The sequence below is a fragment of the Paenibacillus sp. genome (assembly GCF_031177825.1).
Taxonomy (GTDB): Bacteria; Bacillota; Bacilli; order Paenibacillales; family YIM-B00363; genus Paenibacillus_AE.
Genome location: NZ_JAPSKE010000025.1, coordinates 1 through 15,734, shown reverse-complemented (window position 1 = coordinate 15,734; position 15,734 = coordinate 1). Strand labels below are relative to the sequence as shown.

Genomic DNA, 15,734 nt, shown 5'->3' with positions numbered 1-15,734 from the left:
ATTCTTCCCATATACGACGGTCGGCAGGGTGTTGTACAGTTGCGTTGTAACCGATTTCAATTTATCTCGGAGGTGCCAGATGAGAAAGACGGGGACGTGGGGGATCGTCGGCGCGCTGTTAGTTACGACTTTGGCGGGATGTATGGGCGGCGGCGGGAACGGCAACGAAGGCGGCGGCGCGGCGTCGGAACCTGCCGGTTCGGAACCGGCGAAGACGGGGGCCGCGGCGAAGGAGGAAACGGTCAACGAATTCGGATGGAAGGTTCCGGCCGAAACGTTGGAAATTAACTTCTATGCGGGACAAGACAACCCGGACAAGGTCGCGGAGAACAGCAAGATGATTCAGGAGTTCCTGCTGGAGAAGTTTAACGTGAAGCTCAATAAAATCGTGTACGACGTCGACATGAACGAGAAGCTGAATCTGATGTTGGCGTCCGGCGACTATCCCGAGGTCATTACTGGCTTGAACGAAGAGCAGGCGGCGAAGTGGATCGCGCAGGGCAAAGCCGTCGAGCTCAGCCAATATATCGACGAACACGCACCGAACGTGAAGTCCCAACTAGGAGATATTTATAAGTCGTTCTTCCGCGCGGACGGCAAGCTGTACATGCTGCCCAGCTATTGGGGGTTACTTCCGATCCCGGGCGCTTCCGCGCATATTCGGAACGACTACTGGACGGAGATGGGACAGCCGAGCATCGATACGCCCGAGAAATTTTACGAGGTCTTAAAGCAAATGCAAGCCGCGCATCCGACGAATAGCAACGGCGAGCCGACATACGCGTTGTCCGGGTATGCGCCGATGTACAGCAGGGTCGTTCCGACTTTGGCGGGGATGTGGGGCCTCAAAGGCGGGTATAAAATCGCCGATGACGGAACGAATACGCATTGGGCCAACACGGACGAGGGACTCGCGCTAACCCTGTACATGAATCAGTTTTATCGGGACGGACTTCTCGATCCCGACAGCTTCATCAACACGTTCGACGATATGAAAGCGAAGTTTTCCGCGGAGCGCGTGATGGGTTATATCGGCTCCTGGTGGATTACGTGGAACGTCGGTCACGAGGTGTGGCAGAAGACCGACCCGAATTGGACGGACGACAAGCGCTTCCTGAACGTAGCGGTGAAGGCGGATACGGCGGAGAAGGCGTACATGACCGGCTTGGACGCTCGCGGCACGTATCGGACGATTATTACGGACAAGGCCGAACATCCGGAGGCGATCATGAAGTGGTTTAACTTCTCGATCACCGATATCGGCACGAGAATTATCGGATGGGGCGTGCCGAACGCGGAGCAATCGGTATGGACCTATGAGAACGGCAAGATCGGATGGGTCGAGGAGATGAAGCAGGCGATCGTCGACGGGACGTACGACTTCACGAACAGCGACCTCGTAGGGCAAGGGGTCATGACCCTCGTCGAAGGCATCGGGACGATGAAGGACGACGGCAAGAGCACGTATTGGTTCGACCAAAACTTCAACGACGAAGCCAAGTGGAAGAAAATCATGAACGAAAATATGAAGGATACGATCTACGACAACACGTTCGGCATCATCAACATTCCCGGCAACGACCCGCTGGCGGTCACGAATACGCAAGTGTTGGAGCAGCTGGAGACGTTGTGGGCGAAGGCGGTTACGGCCGGTACGGCCGAGGAATCGGAGCAGTTCTTCTACGAAATGAGAGAGAAGCTGAACGCCGCGGGATTGCAGCAGATCGAAGCCTATCGGACGAAGGAATACCAAAGAAGATTGGCGGAATGGCAATAACGTCGGAGGAGGAAGGCGCTTGCCTTCCTCCTCTCCTTCGATATCGATCGGAAGACCAATAGAGACGGGGAGGATCCGAATCCGATGAAACCTTCGATGCCCGAGCCGGTCTCGCTTCCTTCGGCGAACGGTTCGACATGGACTCAGACATGGACTCACTGGAAAAGAAGATTGTATCGAGAGAGAAAATTATGGTTCATATGCCTTCCGCTCGTCGCATGGGTCGTCACCTTTTCTTATGTCCCGATGTATGGCGTATTGATGGCGTTCGTCGACTATATCCCCGGGAAGACGATCCTTGCCAGCGACTGGGTCGGCTTTAAGCACTTCATGGCGTTCGTCAACGCCCCGGATTTCGGGAACGTGCTGCGGAATACGCTGGCCATCAGCGGGTTGAATATTTTGATTTGTTTTCCGGCTCCGATCCTCCTTGCCTTGCTGCTGAACGAGCTTCGGCATCGGAAATTCAAGCAGACCGTGCAGACCATCTCGTATTTGCCCCACTTCATCTCGTGGGTCGTCGTGGCCAGCATCTTGTATACCTTGATCGGGAACGAAGGGATCGTGAACGATCTCTTGCTGCGGCTCGGTTTCATCGACAAGCCGATCTCCTTCCTCGGCGAAGGCAAATACTTCTGGGGCATCCTGACGTCGGCGAACTTATGGAAGGATGTCGGTTGGTCGACCATCATCTACTTATCGGCCATGGCCGGGGTCGATTCGGAGGTGTACGAGGCCGGCAAGGTGGACGGCTTGGGTCGGTTCGGCGCGATGTGGCATATTACGCTGCCGGGCATTCGGACGACCATCGTCCTGCTATGGATTCTCGGCATCGGGAGCATTCTCAACGCCGGCTTCGAGCAGCAATTGCTCCTCGGCAACGCCCAGACGCGCGAGTACTACGAGGTTATCGACACGTACGCGTACAAATACGGGATTCAATTGGGCAACTATTCATACGGCGCCGCCGTCGGCTTGATGAAGGCGGTCATCGGGGTCGCCCTCGTCTTCGGCGCGAATAAGCTTTCCAAGAAGCTGCTCGATACATCCATTTTCTAAGGAGGCAGGCTTGATATGTACGCTTCTTACGTAAGGGAAAGTGTCGGCAGCAAACTATTCGACGTATGCAACATCCTGTTCATGCTGCTCTTATCCTTCCTCATGCTATACCCGTTCGTCAATTTGCTCGCCCTGTCTTTGAACGACGGAGCCGATGCGGCCAGGGGAGGCATCTACTTTTTCCCGCGCAAGTTATCGTTCGATTCTTATATGATGCTGTTCCAGAACGAGAACTTATGGAAGGGGTTCGGGGTGTCCCTCCTTCGGGTCGCGGTCGGCACGGTCACCTGCGTCTTCATGACCGGATTGCTGGCGTATATGGTCACGATCCGCAATTTCTCGGGCAGCCGTCCCATTCGCATCTTGCTTCTGTTCACCATGTATTTCAGCGGCGGGCTGATTCCTACTTATATGCTGATTCTGAAGCTCGGATTGATGAACAGCTTCCATGTCTATTGGATGCCGGGCTTGTTGAACGCCTATTACATGTTGATCATGGCGTCCTACATGCAGAACCTGCCGGAATCGTTATCCGAGTCCGCGAGGATGGACGGGGCGGGGGAGCTGCTCATCTATTTTCGCATTATTTTCCCGATCTCCCTTCCCGTCTTCGCCTCCATCGCCGTCTTCAGCTCGGTCGGGCATTGGAACGCATGGTTCGACGTCATTCTCTATAACTCGAACGGCACATGGGATACGCTGCAAGTCTATTTGCGCAGGCTGCTCCTCGAGGTGGAAGCGCTGCAGCAGGTCGAGAATGCGCAGCTGGCCTATAACAAGTACAGAAATATCTCCACGGTTACGCTTCGCGCCGCGACGACGATGGTCGTCACGCTGCCGATCGTGTTCGTGTACCCGTTCTTCCAGAAATATTTCGTCGGCGGCATTACGCTCGGCGCGGTGAAAGGTTAATTTGACGAGGAGGCTACGATCGTGAACGACTTCACTCGAACGAATTCGAGGATGTCCAAGGAACCGCCCTACGGACAGGCGAATCATTCCTTCGACGCCGAGAACCATGTCCTGCAATACCATTACAACGGCGGCGCGTTGCTGACGATGGCTCTGCCCGACGGCGTGAAGGCGTATTACCGCCGCGTCTCCGACGGGAACATGGTCAGCCACCCGTTCGTCCAGCAGCTGTACCTGGCTTTCGAATCGAAGCAGACGGTACGCGCGACGTTCGAGCTCAGCGAGGATGCGATCAACATGCGCCCCCGAAGAGCCGGCTCGGGGGAAGCGATTCTCGGCCAAGTCGGACGTCCGACGCTGTACGGCGTCAACGGATTGTATGACGTGATGCAAGATTTGCTCATCGATTGGCACGGGGCCGAATGGCGTTGGGCGCATGACCGTATCGAACGAACGGAAGGCGGACGTTCGAGGGTCGCGATCGACGTGGAGGTCGGCACGACGCCTTGGATCGTGAATCTGAGGATGCATTATTACCGCAAGCACTTAAATTTTCCCCATCACAAGCCTTGGGAGCGGCGCCCGAACGTCAAGCCGGTCGCCGGCTGGTGCTCCTGGGAAGCGTACCGGAGCGACATCCGGGAGGAGCATGTGGTCGAAGCGGCTCGCTTCGTCAAGGAGCACTTCAAGTCCTACGGTCTGGAGTACGTTCAGCTGGACGACGGCTTCCAGCTGCCTCTGGTGCCGCCGGCGCCGGACGGGATCGTAGCCGATGCCTGGCTTGCGACGAACGAGAAGTTTCCTTCCGGTCATGCCGGGATCGTGGCGGGCATCCGGGAGGAGGGCATGGAGCCCGGGATCTGGACGAACGCCGTCGTCACGAATCCGGCATTCGCCGCGGCTAGCGATGCTTGTATCAAGGACGAAGCGGGACAACCGATTCGGGGCAAGTGGATCCACTATGTACTCGACTGCACCCCCGAGACGTTGGCGAAGCATGTAGCTCCCTACTACAAGGGTTATAAAGACGCCGGGTACACCTATTTCAAAACCGACGCGATCCGGCATCTGATCTACGACGGGTTGCACGAAGCGGTAAAGCTCGGCTTGATAACGAACGACGAAGCGGAAGCGAAGTTCCGGGCGTTCTTGGCCTGCGCGCGCGAGCACATCGGCGAAGACGCGTATTTGCTCTCCTGCTGGGGCGTCCTGAGCGAAGCGGTCGGCATCGCCGACGCGTGCCGCATCGCGACCGATTCGAACCCGAGCTGGCCGGCGATTCGGATGCAGCTCGTGGAGTCCGCGCGCTGGTTCCATACGCAGCGCATCTTATTCCTGAACGATCCGGATCATGTTTGCGTTCGCGCGCCGCTCGAGTGGGCCCGATCGGTCATCTCGCTCGTGTCGTTGACCGGGGGGCTGCTCATGATCAGCGACAAACCGGAAAACTACGACGACGAACGGATCGAGCTGATCCGCCGCAACCTGCCGCCGCTCGCTACGGTCGCGGGGGAAACCGGGCCGCTCGATATCAGCTATCCGGGGTATGCATGGACGCATGTGCAAGGCTATGCGATCGACCTGCACAAGGCCGACGAGCGGGCGGCCGGCGGGGCGGACGCGCCGCGGGAAGGCGCGGACCGAGGACATCCGCCGACGACGCTGTGGGCGATTCATCTGCAGACGGCGGATCGAACGTGGTGCGTCGCCGGCCGGTTCGCGACGGAGCCCCTTCCGGCGTCGACGCTCGATATCGCGAGCCTCGGGCTCGATCCGACGCTCGAATACGCCGTGTTCGACTATTGGCGTCAGCAGGTTGTGGGCCGATTCCGAGGCGAGCTGCCGTGCCGGGCGCTCGAGACCGGCCATTGCCAGCTGCTCGCCGTCGTTCCGGTCGGTCCGACGCCCGTATTGCTCGCCTCCTCGCGGCACGTCAGCATGGACGCCGTCAGCGTGGAGCGGGTTCGTTGGAACGACGATGCCTTGCGCTTGAAGCTGTCCGGCATTCCCGGGACGACGGAAACCTATTGGTTTTATGCGCCGGCCGGCTACAAGGCTGCAGATGTAGACGTGACGGTCGGGGCGGGCGAATGGAGTCAGGATGGAGAGGCGGTCAAGGTATGCGTCGGCTTCGCCGAAGGGGTGGCCGACGTTACGTTACGCTTTGAAGGTTCGTCGGGTCGTACGTCGATTGGGGAGGAGGAGGGCCGATGAGCGGCAGGAACAGCCGGCTTCGACTGGAGACGGAGGATCGGCGATTGTCGGACGGCTTCGCGTGGGCGAAGCGGCAAGCTCTCTCGTACGTATCTGACGGCGGCGATCCGGTCGGCCCTTGGTATGAAGCTGCGCTACCCGGGCGAGAGGCGTTCTGCATGCGGGACGCGGCGCATCACGCCGCGGGCGCGCACTTGCTCGGTCTGGGGGCGCATACGAAAAACATGCTGCGCAAATTCGCGATGCATATCGCGCCGGAGCGGGATTGGTGCAGCTACTGGGAGATCGACCGATGGGACCGGCCGGCTCCGGTGGATTATACGGACGACAGTGACTTCTGGTATAACCTCCCCGCGAACTTCGATGTGTTGGATTGCTGCAGCCGGATGTATCGATGGACCGGCGATTCCGCCTATTTGTCGGACGCGGACTTCGCTTCCTTCTACGAGCATACGGTGACGTCTTATGTGAAGTCGTGGGACCGGGACGGCGACGGCATGCTGGAGCATCGCCCTTCGGACGGCAGACGCGGGATCGCTTCGTACATAGAGGAAAACCTCGGAGACAGCGATATTCTAATGGCGGCGGATTTGATTTCCGCCCAGTACGCGGCTTATCGCGCGTATTCCGACATCCTCGCCTGGAAGGGCGAAGCGGAGGCGTCCGCCGCCTACGCCGGGAAGGCGTCGGAGCTGCGGGATTCGTTCCATCGCGAGTGGATCGCCCCCGGGAGCGGGAAGTATTACGTCATGATGTTCCAGGATCGCAGTATGCTGGACGATTGGAATAATGTGTTGGCCGCGTATTTCGGCATCCTCTCCGACGAGGAAGCGACCCGGCGGCTGCTCGACGATATTACGTATTGGAGTTACGTCTACGAGAAGGTCGTCCTGATCGAGATGATGTCTTACGCTCCCGAAGTGTTATACCGGTACGGACGGAACGCGGATGCCTATTCCTTCTTGATGCGCCTCTCCGATCCGTCGATGGCGCGCAGAAATTACCCGGAGGTTTCCTTCGCCTGGATCGGCTGTCTCGCCGAAGGGATGATGGGGATCCGCCCCGACGCCGCGACGCGGACCGTGGAGACGTTCCCCCGGCTGACCGATCGTACGCCGTCGGTCGCGCTGAAGTCGATTCCGCTCTTCGACGGGGAAGCGCATGTGCGTCATGCGGGCAACGGCCGGACGGAGTTCGAACATGCGACCGGCGGCGCCATTCAGTGGCGCGCCGCTTTCCCGGGCGTGCATACGTCGCTAGCGGTGGACGGGATCGAGGTTCATGCCGATGTCGCGATAGGTCTCGACGGAAAGCCGGCATCTTCGGCGATCGTTGTCGTCGAGCCGGGACGGGAGCGAATCGTACAAGTGAAAACGTAAGGACGTCAGAGCAATATCCGATTCCAGGGTATTGCTCTGTAAGTTTTTTGTAAGGCGCTTCTGGTTCAATGAAGGGAGGATCGAAACCGCGGGAAGGGGTTGTTGGATCGCATGGGTGTTCGTGTTCATAAGGGGCTCTCGATCGTCGCGGCGATGCTGGCGGGAACATTGTCGGTATCGCCGGGCGCGTATGCCGCGGAGCAATGGTCGACGGAGCTGTGGAGCGAATCGCCGGGGCAAGGGGAGACGCCGGGCAGCGGCTCTTCCTCGGATTGGGATTGGTGGTGGGGGGCGGACGACGCGTCCGGCGGCGGCTCGCCGGGATCGGGGCTCTGGTCCGACGACCTGTGGTCGGAGCCGCCCGCCGGGAGCGGGCCGCGCGAGCCTTCGCCGACGGCGCCGGACCCGGGGCCGAAGCCGGCGCCTGAGCCGAAGCCGACACCGGAGCCGGAGCCTCAGCGGCCTGCGGAGCCCGAAGAGAAGCCGGGCCCTGCGGGGCCATCGCAACCGGTGCCATCGGACGTCTCGAACACGATCACGATGCAAATCGGCAGCTCGACGGCCTTCGTTCGAGGCAAGGAGACGGCGATGAGCGTCCCTCCGTTCACGATCAACGGGCGAGCGATGATTCCGCTGCGCTTCATCGGGGAGGCGCTGCAAGCCGACGTCACTTGGTCGGAGGCGGAGCAGAAGGTCACCCTTGAGCTGCAAGGGAAGAAGGCGCAGCTTTGGGTCAACCGGACGGAGGCGATCTTGGACGGCAAGACGACCGCATTGGATTTCCCGCCGATGGTGCTGAACGGGGCGACGTTGGTGCCGCTGCGATTCGTCGGCGAATTTTTCGGTTATCGGGTGGAATACGACGGCGCGACCGAGAAGATCGCGATCGTCGACCCGACGACTCCGGTGCCTGAGCCTTCGCCCGAACCGGAGCAGCCGAAGCCGGTGCCCGAAGACAACGGCTTCGATTATTTCGGTACATGGGAGCTTCGAGCGGAAGGGCGCGACAAGGGGATCGAGATGGGGAAGCTGATCGTGAGCGAGGACGGCGTCTACGGGATCGCCAGCGCCGGGAACGGCGTCGTAACGGGGACGTGGCGACGGGCGGCGAAAGACGAAGTGATCGGTCAGGATCATGCGTTGATCCTGGAGAACGGACCCACCGGCGTCGATTGGGCGTTGATCCCGAAGCAGGACGGTCTCGTCAGCGTCAGGTACCACTATGGCTATACGGGCGAGACAAAGATTTGGTTCGAGTACTCGCTCGGCATCCAAGTCGACGAGTAATTTTCCGGAGAGGGAGAGGGAAGCGGTATGATGAGGAAGGATCATTGGAGGAAGGTTTTCTTGGCGATACCTGCGCTCGCATTGGGTAGTTCCGCAACGGCCGGCGCAACGGAAGTATGGACGTCGCCGACGTATACCGAGCAATGGTCGTCGCCGACGTATACGGAGCAGTGGAGCGTGGAGCCGGAGGAGAAGGCGCCTGCGCCCGCGAAAGAGGCAACGTCTACGCCCGCCGCCGGGCCGAAGGCGTCCGACGACTCGATCTACATTCGTCTCAAGCTCGACAGCAAGCAAGCCGTCATCCAGAACGAAACGATGACGCTCGACGCCCCTCCGACCGCCGTGAATGGGCGGACGATGGTGCCGTTTCGTTTTCTAGGGGAGGCTCTTCGCGCTACCGTCGACTGGGATGCGGCGAAGGAGCAGATTACTCTGTCGCTTGGGAACAACAACGTCGTCTTGAAGCTGAATCAGTCCTCCGCCTTGGTGAACGGCCGGACGGTACCGATGGATGCCCCTCCCGTCATCTCCGGGGGCCGGACGCTCGTCCCGCTGCGGTTCATCGCGGAAAATCTGGACCTGTCGGTTACGCATACGGCGTCAACGAATACGATCGAAATCGGGAATCCGCCGGCAGGCGGGACCGCAGCGAATGAGCCGACTGCTCCTGCGGCCGATATCCAAGAACCCATCACCGACTTCGAACAGCTGTACGGCACCTGGCATCTCTGGACGCCGGGCGGCGCGACGAACTTGTACTATACGGATACGGGCAACTATGCGACTCATGTATACGATGCGGGAGCGGAGCAAGGCACCGTCACCGTCAACGCCGACGGAACGTTCGTCATGAAGCATGCGCTCTGGGGCGATGCGGAAGGGGAATGGAGACTCTCGTTCCCGGCGGAAATCAACGGGGAGCGCATCCTCGCCATCGTGCTCCAACAAGGGTCGGGCGACTACGATTGGGCGATCGCTCCGGGAGAGAACGGAAAGATCCGCCTGCTCTCCAGCTGGGGCACGTGGGCGGACGGCAGCTCGAGCTGGTTGTTCGAATCAGAGTTGTATAAGAAATAATTCGTATACGCTCGTCATTCGCCTCATATAATGTACTCCGCACCGCGGAATGACATAGAAGAGGGAGTGAATCGCGTGGGTAAGATCGCACTGATCGTACTCTTGTTAGGTCTCTGCAATCCTGGGGCCGAGATCGATGTGGAAGGGAACAAAATCACGATGGACCGCAATAACGGGTCGCCCGTCGTCGTCATCGAAGTGAAGGACGGGGAACCGGCCGTCATTACAGAGGAGGAAGCGGCGGAGGAAGCGGCGGAAGAAGCGACGGAGGAAGCCGAGGCGGAAGCGTCCGAATCGTAACTCCCGTCCCTTATAAATCGAAAGAAGAAGCCCCAAGGATCGCTCGATCCGAGGGGCTTCCGTCATGTTCTGTATGTCATTGCGCTTTCGATGCCAACGCTTCTGGGATATACTCGCCTTCCACCAACTGGTTCTCGATGTCCGGCGCGTGCTTCTCGAAGCACTTGCAGTAATAATCTTTCCGGCAGATCGTGCACGGAATGTTCAAGAGCCGGTTCACGCTGGATACCTTCCACTCCGGGTCCCGACGCATAAATACGCGAGCCTTCGAGCGGTCCGTGAACGTAACGATGAACTGGTACAGGCCGAGCTCCTCGTTATGATCCGACAGCGCGACGTTATCGATAACAAGCTTTGTTCTCAATACGGATAGCCCCTTTGCCTTAGAAAATGTAGCCGTTACATAAGTTTACTCATTTTCACCCTATAAAGTCAAAAATGATTCCTAAGGCTAGGAGTCCGCAGCTTTCCCGTCGCTCGTCTGCACCGCCGCCAGCACGGGGAAACCGAGCACCTTCTTCAAGTCGTTCATCTCCCGCCGCAGCGCCCGGACTTGCTGGCGAAGCGTGGTCATCTCCTCCTCGAGCCGGAACAGCTGCGAGTCCGAGCCCTTAGGCTCTCCTTCCGACATCGGGCGCGCTTCGATCGACAACGCGGGAATCGCCTTCCGCCGCTGCATCAGCCCTTGGAATTCGCCGACCTCGTAGCGTTCGATGAATCGATGAAGCGCATCGGCTTGAATCTTCCAACCGAGCCTCCGGTTTTCCGGCGGTTCCGCTTCGATATAGCCTTCGTTGAGCCATTTGCGAACTTCTTGTTTGTCTCGGGCGATGCCGCGCTCCTTCAACACTTGGAACGCGTCTCGCACGTTATACGTTAACATTATTACCCTCCTTTCCGTATGGAAAATGTTGATATGCATATTATAAAATAAGGCATATTAATCATCAACGAATCGATAGAATCAGTTTGGAAACAATTTTTGTAACTCGGACGTCTAATCGATACAATAGGTACATTCATTCCATAAGCGGGAGGAAGCGTACCGATGACTCGCGATGAGAACTGGACCGTGCTGGGCAGCCGCCGCACGCGTTATCGATTTTTCGAGATCGTTCAGGAAGAAGTGAAGACGTTCCAAGGCCGCACCGTCGAGATGGAGTACGCCCGCATGCCCGAAGGCGTATGCGTGCTGCCGCTGCTGGACGGCGGGCGGGCCGTCGCATGCATCCGGCAGTACCGGCATGCGATCCGCTCCTGGCAGTGGGAGCTGCCGGCCGGCGGGGTGGATGCGGGCGTTGAGCCGCTCGAGATGGCGAAGCGGGAGCTCGAGGAGGAGACCGGCTACTCGGCGACTGCATGGACGTCCCTTGGGTCGTTCTACCCCTCCTTCGGCTCTACGGATCAGCGGATCCACCTGTTCGTCGCCGAAGGCTTGAGCAAGGGTCAGCAGCGGCTCGAAGCGGGAGAGGAGCTCGACGTGGTCGAGGTTCCGATGGAGACGTTCCGCGAGATGGTCGCGAGCGGCGAGCTCCGCCACGGCGCGGCGCTCGCTTGTATCGCGCGGTGGTGGGCGATGGGGTTGGGGAAATAAACTGGGGGGATGGCATGCGAGGGTTGCTGTGTTTCGGTTGGGCATGCCTGCTCGTGGTATGTACCTGTATCTGGGATTTGACGGAGCTTACGGACTCCTCGCGGTTATCGCCGCCGGTCTGGGCCGCGGCGCCCGATTGGACGACCTTCTTCCACGGGTATTCGCTCTTCGGCGAGATGCTCCTCCGGAAGGTCGGGCATTTCATCGGTTTCGGGGTGCTTCAGGCGCTGTTCTATGGATATTGGAAAAGGTGGTCCGTTTCCATCGGCGCAGCCGTCTCGTTGGCGCTGCTGACGGAGCTCGCGCAGCCGTTGTTTTCCCGGGGCGGCCGGGCGCTCGACGTGGTCGTGGACTGCGCCGGCATCGGAGCCGCGGCGCTCGTCTTGCTGGCGGTACAAGCCGTACGCGCGGGGATTGCTAACGGCAAGAAGAGGGCCCTTCCCTAAGGAAGAGCCCTCTTTTCCTGTCTTACGATGAGAAGCCTACGCTCGTCAGCCATCGCTTCAGCATGACGGCGGCTTGCGCGCGAGTGGCCAGGCCGTTCGGCGCCAACGTCGTCTCCGCCATCCCTTCCACGATGCCGCTCTTCACGACGATCGCCATGTACGTCTTTTCCCAAGCGAGAAGATGCCGATCCGCGAAGCCCGACAGGGCCGCTTCGATCTGTCCCGGGGCGATCGTCATCTGCGGCGTCGTTCCCGTCGCGAAGGCGGTCGCCCGCACGAGCATCGCCGCCATCTCCGCGCGCGTCACCGTATCGTTCGGCCGGAACGCGCCGTCCGGGTAGCCGTTCACGAGCTCGGCCTCGGCCGCCGTCGCCACGACGTCCGCGAACCAGTCGCTCGAGGAGACGTCGGTAAAGTCAGCCGCGCTCTGCTCCTTCGCCGGGAGTCCTAACGCTCTCACCAGCAGCGCGGCGAACTCCGCGCGCGTAATCGATCGCTCCGGCTCGAACGCCTGTGCCGTTACGCCTTCGACGATGAGCTTGCCCGCCATCTTCTCGATGTCCGCCTGCGCCCAATGGTCGCCGATGTCCGCGAACGACTTCGAACGTTCGATGACGGCGTAGACGCTGTTGCTAGGCCGCTTGAGGACGGCGGCTTCGACGTCGCCGCTCGCTTCGCCGTACGCGAGCTGCATCGGCGCGAACGAGAACGTTCCGTTCGCCGAGTCGAACGTCGCGCCCGTAAGCAACGACGGATGGGCCGTCGCGTCGACCGGCAGCGTGCGGGATACGTAGACGCCGCCGAAGTCATGGATCGATGCCGTCCGGTCTTCCTCGCCGATCGCCGTCAATTCGAACGAGACGGCGTCGGATCGGAGCTCTGCGCCGATGCGGCTCGCGGCTTGCTCGACGGCTTCGAGCGCTTCGCCCTCGAGCGGCGCGATTTCCGCTTTGATGACGAGCGCTTCGAGCTTGGTGTTCAGCTGCTCCGCGAGTCGCTCCAAGTTTAGAACGGACAGCGGGAGTTCTAGGGTGATGCCGTCCTTTTCCAGCATGAGGGTCTTTTTCTTCATGTTCGGAGCTTCCGCCAGCACCGAGGCCGGGAGCAGCACGATCTCGCTCGTTAATACGATCCTAACGACGTCCTGCTCGGCCAGCTTCTCCTTCAGCTCGTCCGCAGCGACTGTCCCGTCCGCCTGGGCCAGGATCGCGCCGTCTATGGTCGGCGGCGACGTCGGGACGTACCCGCCGCCCCAGCCGCCGCTGCCGCCGTTACCCGGGGGAGGCGTTACCGCGATGCTTTCGACGTCGTACACGTCGCTGGTGACGGTGTCTTCCGCATCCTTATACCAGCTCGCGAGCTTCAGGCGATCATAGACGTTGGCCGTCACCGTGTACGTAAAGTCGTAACGATCGTAGACGCTGTCGCCCACCGTATAGGTACCGCTTCGCTCGCCCAGGTAGACGCTGTCGATGACGCTGGAGTGCTCGTCCATGATGTCCAAATACACGTTGCCGGTCACCGTCTCGTCCGTGTAGACGCTGGCGGTCACCGTACCGGTCGACTTGTTGTACGAAACCTTGTAAATGTACGATTGCGCGAACGCGAGCAACGGCAATGCCATGGAAACCGCGAGCAGCAATGCCGTAGCGCCGGACAGCTTGGCCGTCCAATGGAACTTCATCCGTTTCAAGTGCAGGTTCCCTCCTTGGTTTTCCCTTTATTACATCTCCTTTGCCGGATGGCCGACGTCTCTATGTGTGTTTTCAATACCCTGTTCTTCCTTGGCATCCACCTCCTTCCATATAGGTTCGCTAGGAGAAAATGGTTTGTGGGGGTAGAGAGATTTATATATAATGAAGGCAAATGTGGAGGGGAATGTTCATGCCGAAGGTAAAGAAAACTCTGTCTACGAAAATGGATTCGAACGTTCGACGGTTTTCCGTCCCGAGATGGGCCAGAAGAACGATCGCCACGGTGTTCTTCCTTGCCGTTGCGGGTATGATCGCATATAAACCTGCTATGAATTATGTATCTACTCTCGTCATGGAACAGGTGTCGGATAAGCTGTTGACGGAGCAGGAAGTGAATGAGCTGCTTCAAGAACCCGAGATCCAGCGAATTGTGAAGGAGCAACTCCAGGAAGTTCCGGCCGTTCCGGTGACGTCGGCGTCGAACGAGGAAGCCGACGCTGCGGGGGCGGAAGCGGTGTCCGAGGCGGCATCGGATGCACCGCCGGCTGCGCCGTCGGCCCCTGACGCAGAGACGAGCGATGACGGAAGTAAGTCGACTTTAGGCACGAGGGAAGAAGCGACGAAGTTTCTTCTTACCCGATTTTCCATGACGGAATTGAACGGCTTCGCCTCGATGGCCGGCGGCGGGTTAACGGCGGAGGAGAAACAGGTGATTAAGGAGAAAGTGCTCGAACGGATTTCTCCGGAGGAGTTCGAAGCCCTGAAGCGGTTGGCCGTCATCGAACTGGCGAAGAAGCAGCAAGCGCAGCCTTAAACAGAAGGGGAGGTAAGCATGGCCATACTTGTAACGGGAGGAACCGGATATATCGGCGCCCATGTATGCGTGGAGTTGCTGGCGGCCGGCTACGAGGTCGTCGTCGTCGACAATTATTCCAACAGCCGGGAAGAAGTATTAAGTCGAATCGAGCGGATCGCCGGCAAGTCTGTAGTCGCTTATCGCGTCGATTTGTTGGATCGATCCGCCCTTGAAGCGGTTTTCGAGGCGCACTCGATCGAAGCAGTCATCCACCTGGCCGGATTGAAATCGGTGGGCGAATCGGTCGCCATGCCGATCGCGTATTATCATAACAACATCACCGGGACCTTGATTTTGTGCGACATTATGCGCGAACGCGGCATCAAGCGATTCGTCTTCAGTTCCTCCGCAACCGTGTACGGCGCACCGGAGCGGATTCCGATCACCGAGGATTTGCCTCTCAGCGCGACGAATCCGTACGGGCAGACGAAGTTGATGTTGGAGCAGGTGCTGCGCGATATCTATGTGTCCGATCCGCAATGGAGCATCGCGCTGCTGCGATATTTCAACCCGATCGGGGCACATGAGAGCGGGACGATCGGCGAGGATCCGAAGGGCATCCCGAATAACTTGATGCCTTATATTACGCAAGTGGCCGTTGGGAGACGCGCGGAGCTGCAGGTGTACGGCGACGATTACGAGACTGTCGACGGTACGGGCGTGCGGGATTACATCCACGTCGTAGACTTGGCGCGCGGGCACCTTGCGGCGCTTCGCTACGTGATGGCGGCGTCCGGCGTCGAAGCGTTCAATCTCGGCACCGGCCGAGGGTACAGCGTCCTTGAACTGGTGAGCGCCTTCGAAAGGGCTTCCGGAGTCAAAGTGCCGTATCGCATCGTCGACCGCCGGCCGGGAGACGTCGCCGCCTGTTACGCAGACTCGACGAAGGCGGAACAAATCCTCGGCTGGCGCACGGCTAAGGGGATCGACGACATGTGCCGCGATTCGTGGCGTTGGCAAAGCCAAAATCCGAATGGCTACGATGGGTAATAAAAAAACGGGGCGCATCGGCGCCCTGGTATTATCCCCTCATGGTAGACAGTGAAAAAAGAGTCCATGGTATCATGGATGAAACACTGTTGACCGGAGGGGATTTTTCTATGCCGCCAAAGAAAGGGCAGAAGCAAATCCAATACAAT

At 59.3% G+C, this 15,734-nt stretch carries 15 protein-coding genes; 12 read left to right on the top strand and 3 right to left on the bottom strand.

The window, feature by feature from the left end:
* The first annotated feature begins 79 nt into the window (after positions 1-79).
* The 8 genes from RIN49_RS22290 (at position 80) to RIN49_RS22255 (ending at position 10,005) form a co-directional block, all read left to right on the top strand.
* On the top strand, positions 80-1,777 hold the full coding sequence (locus tag RIN49_RS22290) for a type 2 periplasmic-binding domain-containing protein (RefSeq protein WP_309122358.1): 1,698 nt from the start codon (positions 80-82) through the stop codon (positions 1,775-1,777).
* 84 nt (positions 1,778-1,861) lie between these two features.
* Complete coding sequence (locus RIN49_RS22285; protein ID WP_309122357.1) at positions 1,862-2,836, top strand: ABC transporter permease; 975 nt, start codon at positions 1,862-1,864, stop codon at positions 2,834-2,836.
* A gap of 15 nt (positions 2,837-2,851) precedes the next feature.
* Complete coding sequence (locus RIN49_RS22280) at positions 2,852-3,748, top strand: carbohydrate ABC transporter permease (protein ID WP_309122356.1); 897 nt, start codon at positions 2,852-2,854, stop codon at positions 3,746-3,748.
* A 21-nt stretch (positions 3,749-3,769) separates the two neighbouring features.
* Entirely contained in the window at positions 3,770-5,962 is a 2,193-nt protein-coding gene (locus RIN49_RS22275) for an alpha-amylase family protein (RefSeq protein ID WP_309122355.1), read from the top strand.
* Positions 5,959-7,341, top strand: a complete 1,383-nt coding sequence (locus tag RIN49_RS22270) for a glucosidase family protein (RefSeq protein ID WP_309122354.1) — start codon at positions 5,959-5,961, stop codon at positions 7,339-7,341. The genes RIN49_RS22275 and RIN49_RS22270 overlap by 4 nt, the downstream gene beginning before the upstream one ends.
* A gap of 111 nt (positions 7,342-7,452) precedes the next feature.
* Positions 7,453-8,628: a copper amine oxidase N-terminal domain-containing protein gene (locus RIN49_RS22265; RefSeq protein WP_309122353.1), complete on the top strand. Its 1,176-nt coding sequence runs from the start codon at positions 7,453-7,455 to the stop codon at positions 8,626-8,628.
* A gap of 60 nt (positions 8,629-8,688) precedes the next feature.
* Positions 8,689-9,705 carry a copper amine oxidase N-terminal domain-containing protein gene (locus RIN49_RS22260; RefSeq protein WP_309122352.1) on the top strand — a complete coding sequence of 339 codons (1,017 nt, stop codon included), beginning with the start codon at positions 8,689-8,691 and terminating at the stop codon, positions 9,703-9,705.
* A gap of 75 nt (positions 9,706-9,780) precedes the next feature.
* Entirely contained in the window at positions 9,781-10,005 is a 225-nt protein-coding gene (locus RIN49_RS22255) for a hypothetical protein (protein WP_309122351.1), read from the top strand.
* A 76-nt stretch (positions 10,006-10,081) separates the two neighbouring features.
* Here RIN49_RS22255 and RIN49_RS22250 read toward each other — a convergent pair whose 3' ends face one another.
* Complete coding sequence (locus tag RIN49_RS22250) at positions 10,082-10,369, bottom strand: hypothetical protein (RefSeq protein ID WP_309122350.1); 288 nt, start codon at positions 10,367-10,369, stop codon at positions 10,082-10,084.
* Positions 10,370-10,456: 87 nt separating this feature from the next.
* Positions 10,457-10,888, bottom strand: a complete 432-nt coding sequence (locus RIN49_RS22245) for a hypothetical protein (protein WP_309122349.1) — start codon at positions 10,886-10,888, stop codon at positions 10,457-10,459.
* Positions 10,889-11,053: 165 nt separating this feature from the next.
* Here RIN49_RS22245 and RIN49_RS22240 point away from each other — a divergent pair, with 165 nt between their 5' ends.
* Positions 11,054-11,599 (top strand): NUDIX hydrolase, encoded by a 546-nt coding sequence (locus tag RIN49_RS22240; protein WP_309122348.1) that lies wholly within the window; start codon positions 11,054-11,056, stop codon positions 11,597-11,599.
* Between the two features lie 14 nt (positions 11,600-11,613).
* Positions 11,614-12,045 (top strand): VanZ family protein, encoded by a 432-nt coding sequence (locus RIN49_RS22235; RefSeq protein ID WP_309122347.1) that lies wholly within the window; start codon positions 11,614-11,616, stop codon positions 12,043-12,045.
* Positions 12,046-12,067: 22 nt separating this feature from the next.
* Here the strand turns inward: RIN49_RS22235 and RIN49_RS22230 are convergent, their stop codons facing one another.
* Positions 12,068-13,729 (bottom strand): S-layer homology domain-containing protein, encoded by a 1,662-nt coding sequence (locus RIN49_RS22230; RefSeq protein WP_309122425.1) that lies wholly within the window; start codon positions 13,727-13,729, stop codon positions 12,068-12,070.
* A gap of 200 nt (positions 13,730-13,929) precedes the next feature.
* Between RIN49_RS22230 and RIN49_RS22225 the strand changes: the two genes are divergently transcribed.
* Together RIN49_RS22225 and galE are read left to right on the top strand one after the other, a co-directional pair.
* Positions 13,930-14,553 carry a hypothetical protein gene (locus RIN49_RS22225; RefSeq protein ID WP_309122346.1) on the top strand — a complete coding sequence of 208 codons (624 nt, stop codon included), beginning with the start codon at positions 13,930-13,932 and terminating at the stop codon, positions 14,551-14,553.
* Positions 14,554-14,571: 18 nt separating this feature from the next.
* On the top strand, positions 14,572-15,585 hold the full coding sequence (gene galE / locus RIN49_RS22220; protein WP_309122345.1) for a UDP-glucose 4-epimerase GalE: 1,014 nt from the start codon (positions 14,572-14,574) through the stop codon (positions 15,583-15,585).
* The last annotated feature ends 149 nt before the right edge of the window (positions 15,586-15,734 follow it).

What these genes read in the sequence shown, in the direction of transcription:
- RIN49_RS22245 (WP_309122349.1), bottom strand. Translation starts at nt 10,888, where the DNA reads ATGTTAACGTATAACGTGCGAGACGCGTTCCAAGTGTTGAAGGAGCGC.
- RIN49_RS22290 (WP_309122358.1), top strand. Translation starts at nt 80, where the DNA reads ATGAGAAAGACGGGGACGTGGGGGATCGTCGGCGCGCTGTTAGTTACG.
- RIN49_RS22280 (WP_309122356.1), top strand. Translation starts at nt 2,852, where the DNA reads ATGTACGCTTCTTACGTAAGGGAAAGTGTCGGCAGCAAACTATTCGAC.
- RIN49_RS22270 (WP_309122354.1), top strand. Translation starts at nt 5,959, where the DNA reads ATGAGCGGCAGGAACAGCCGGCTTCGACTGGAGACGGAGGATCGGCGA.
- RIN49_RS22240 (WP_309122348.1), top strand. Translation starts at nt 11,054, where the DNA reads ATGACTCGCGATGAGAACTGGACCGTGCTGGGCAGCCGCCGCACGCGT.
- RIN49_RS22265 (WP_309122353.1), top strand. Translation starts at nt 7,453, where the DNA reads ATGGGTGTTCGTGTTCATAAGGGGCTCTCGATCGTCGCGGCGATGCTG.
- RIN49_RS22285 (WP_309122357.1), top strand. Translation starts at nt 1,862, where the DNA reads ATGAAACCTTCGATGCCCGAGCCGGTCTCGCTTCCTTCGGCGAACGGT.
- RIN49_RS22225 (WP_309122346.1), top strand. Translation starts at nt 13,930, where the DNA reads ATGCCGAAGGTAAAGAAAACTCTGTCTACGAAAATGGATTCGAACGTT.
- RIN49_RS22235 (WP_309122347.1), top strand. Translation starts at nt 11,614, where the DNA reads ATGCGAGGGTTGCTGTGTTTCGGTTGGGCATGCCTGCTCGTGGTATGT.
- RIN49_RS22230 (WP_309122425.1), bottom strand. Translation starts at nt 13,729, where the DNA reads ATGAAGTTCCATTGGACGGCCAAGCTGTCCGGCGCTACGGCATTGCTG.
- galE (WP_309122345.1), top strand. Translation starts at nt 14,572, where the DNA reads ATGGCCATACTTGTAACGGGAGGAACCGGATATATCGGCGCCCATGTA.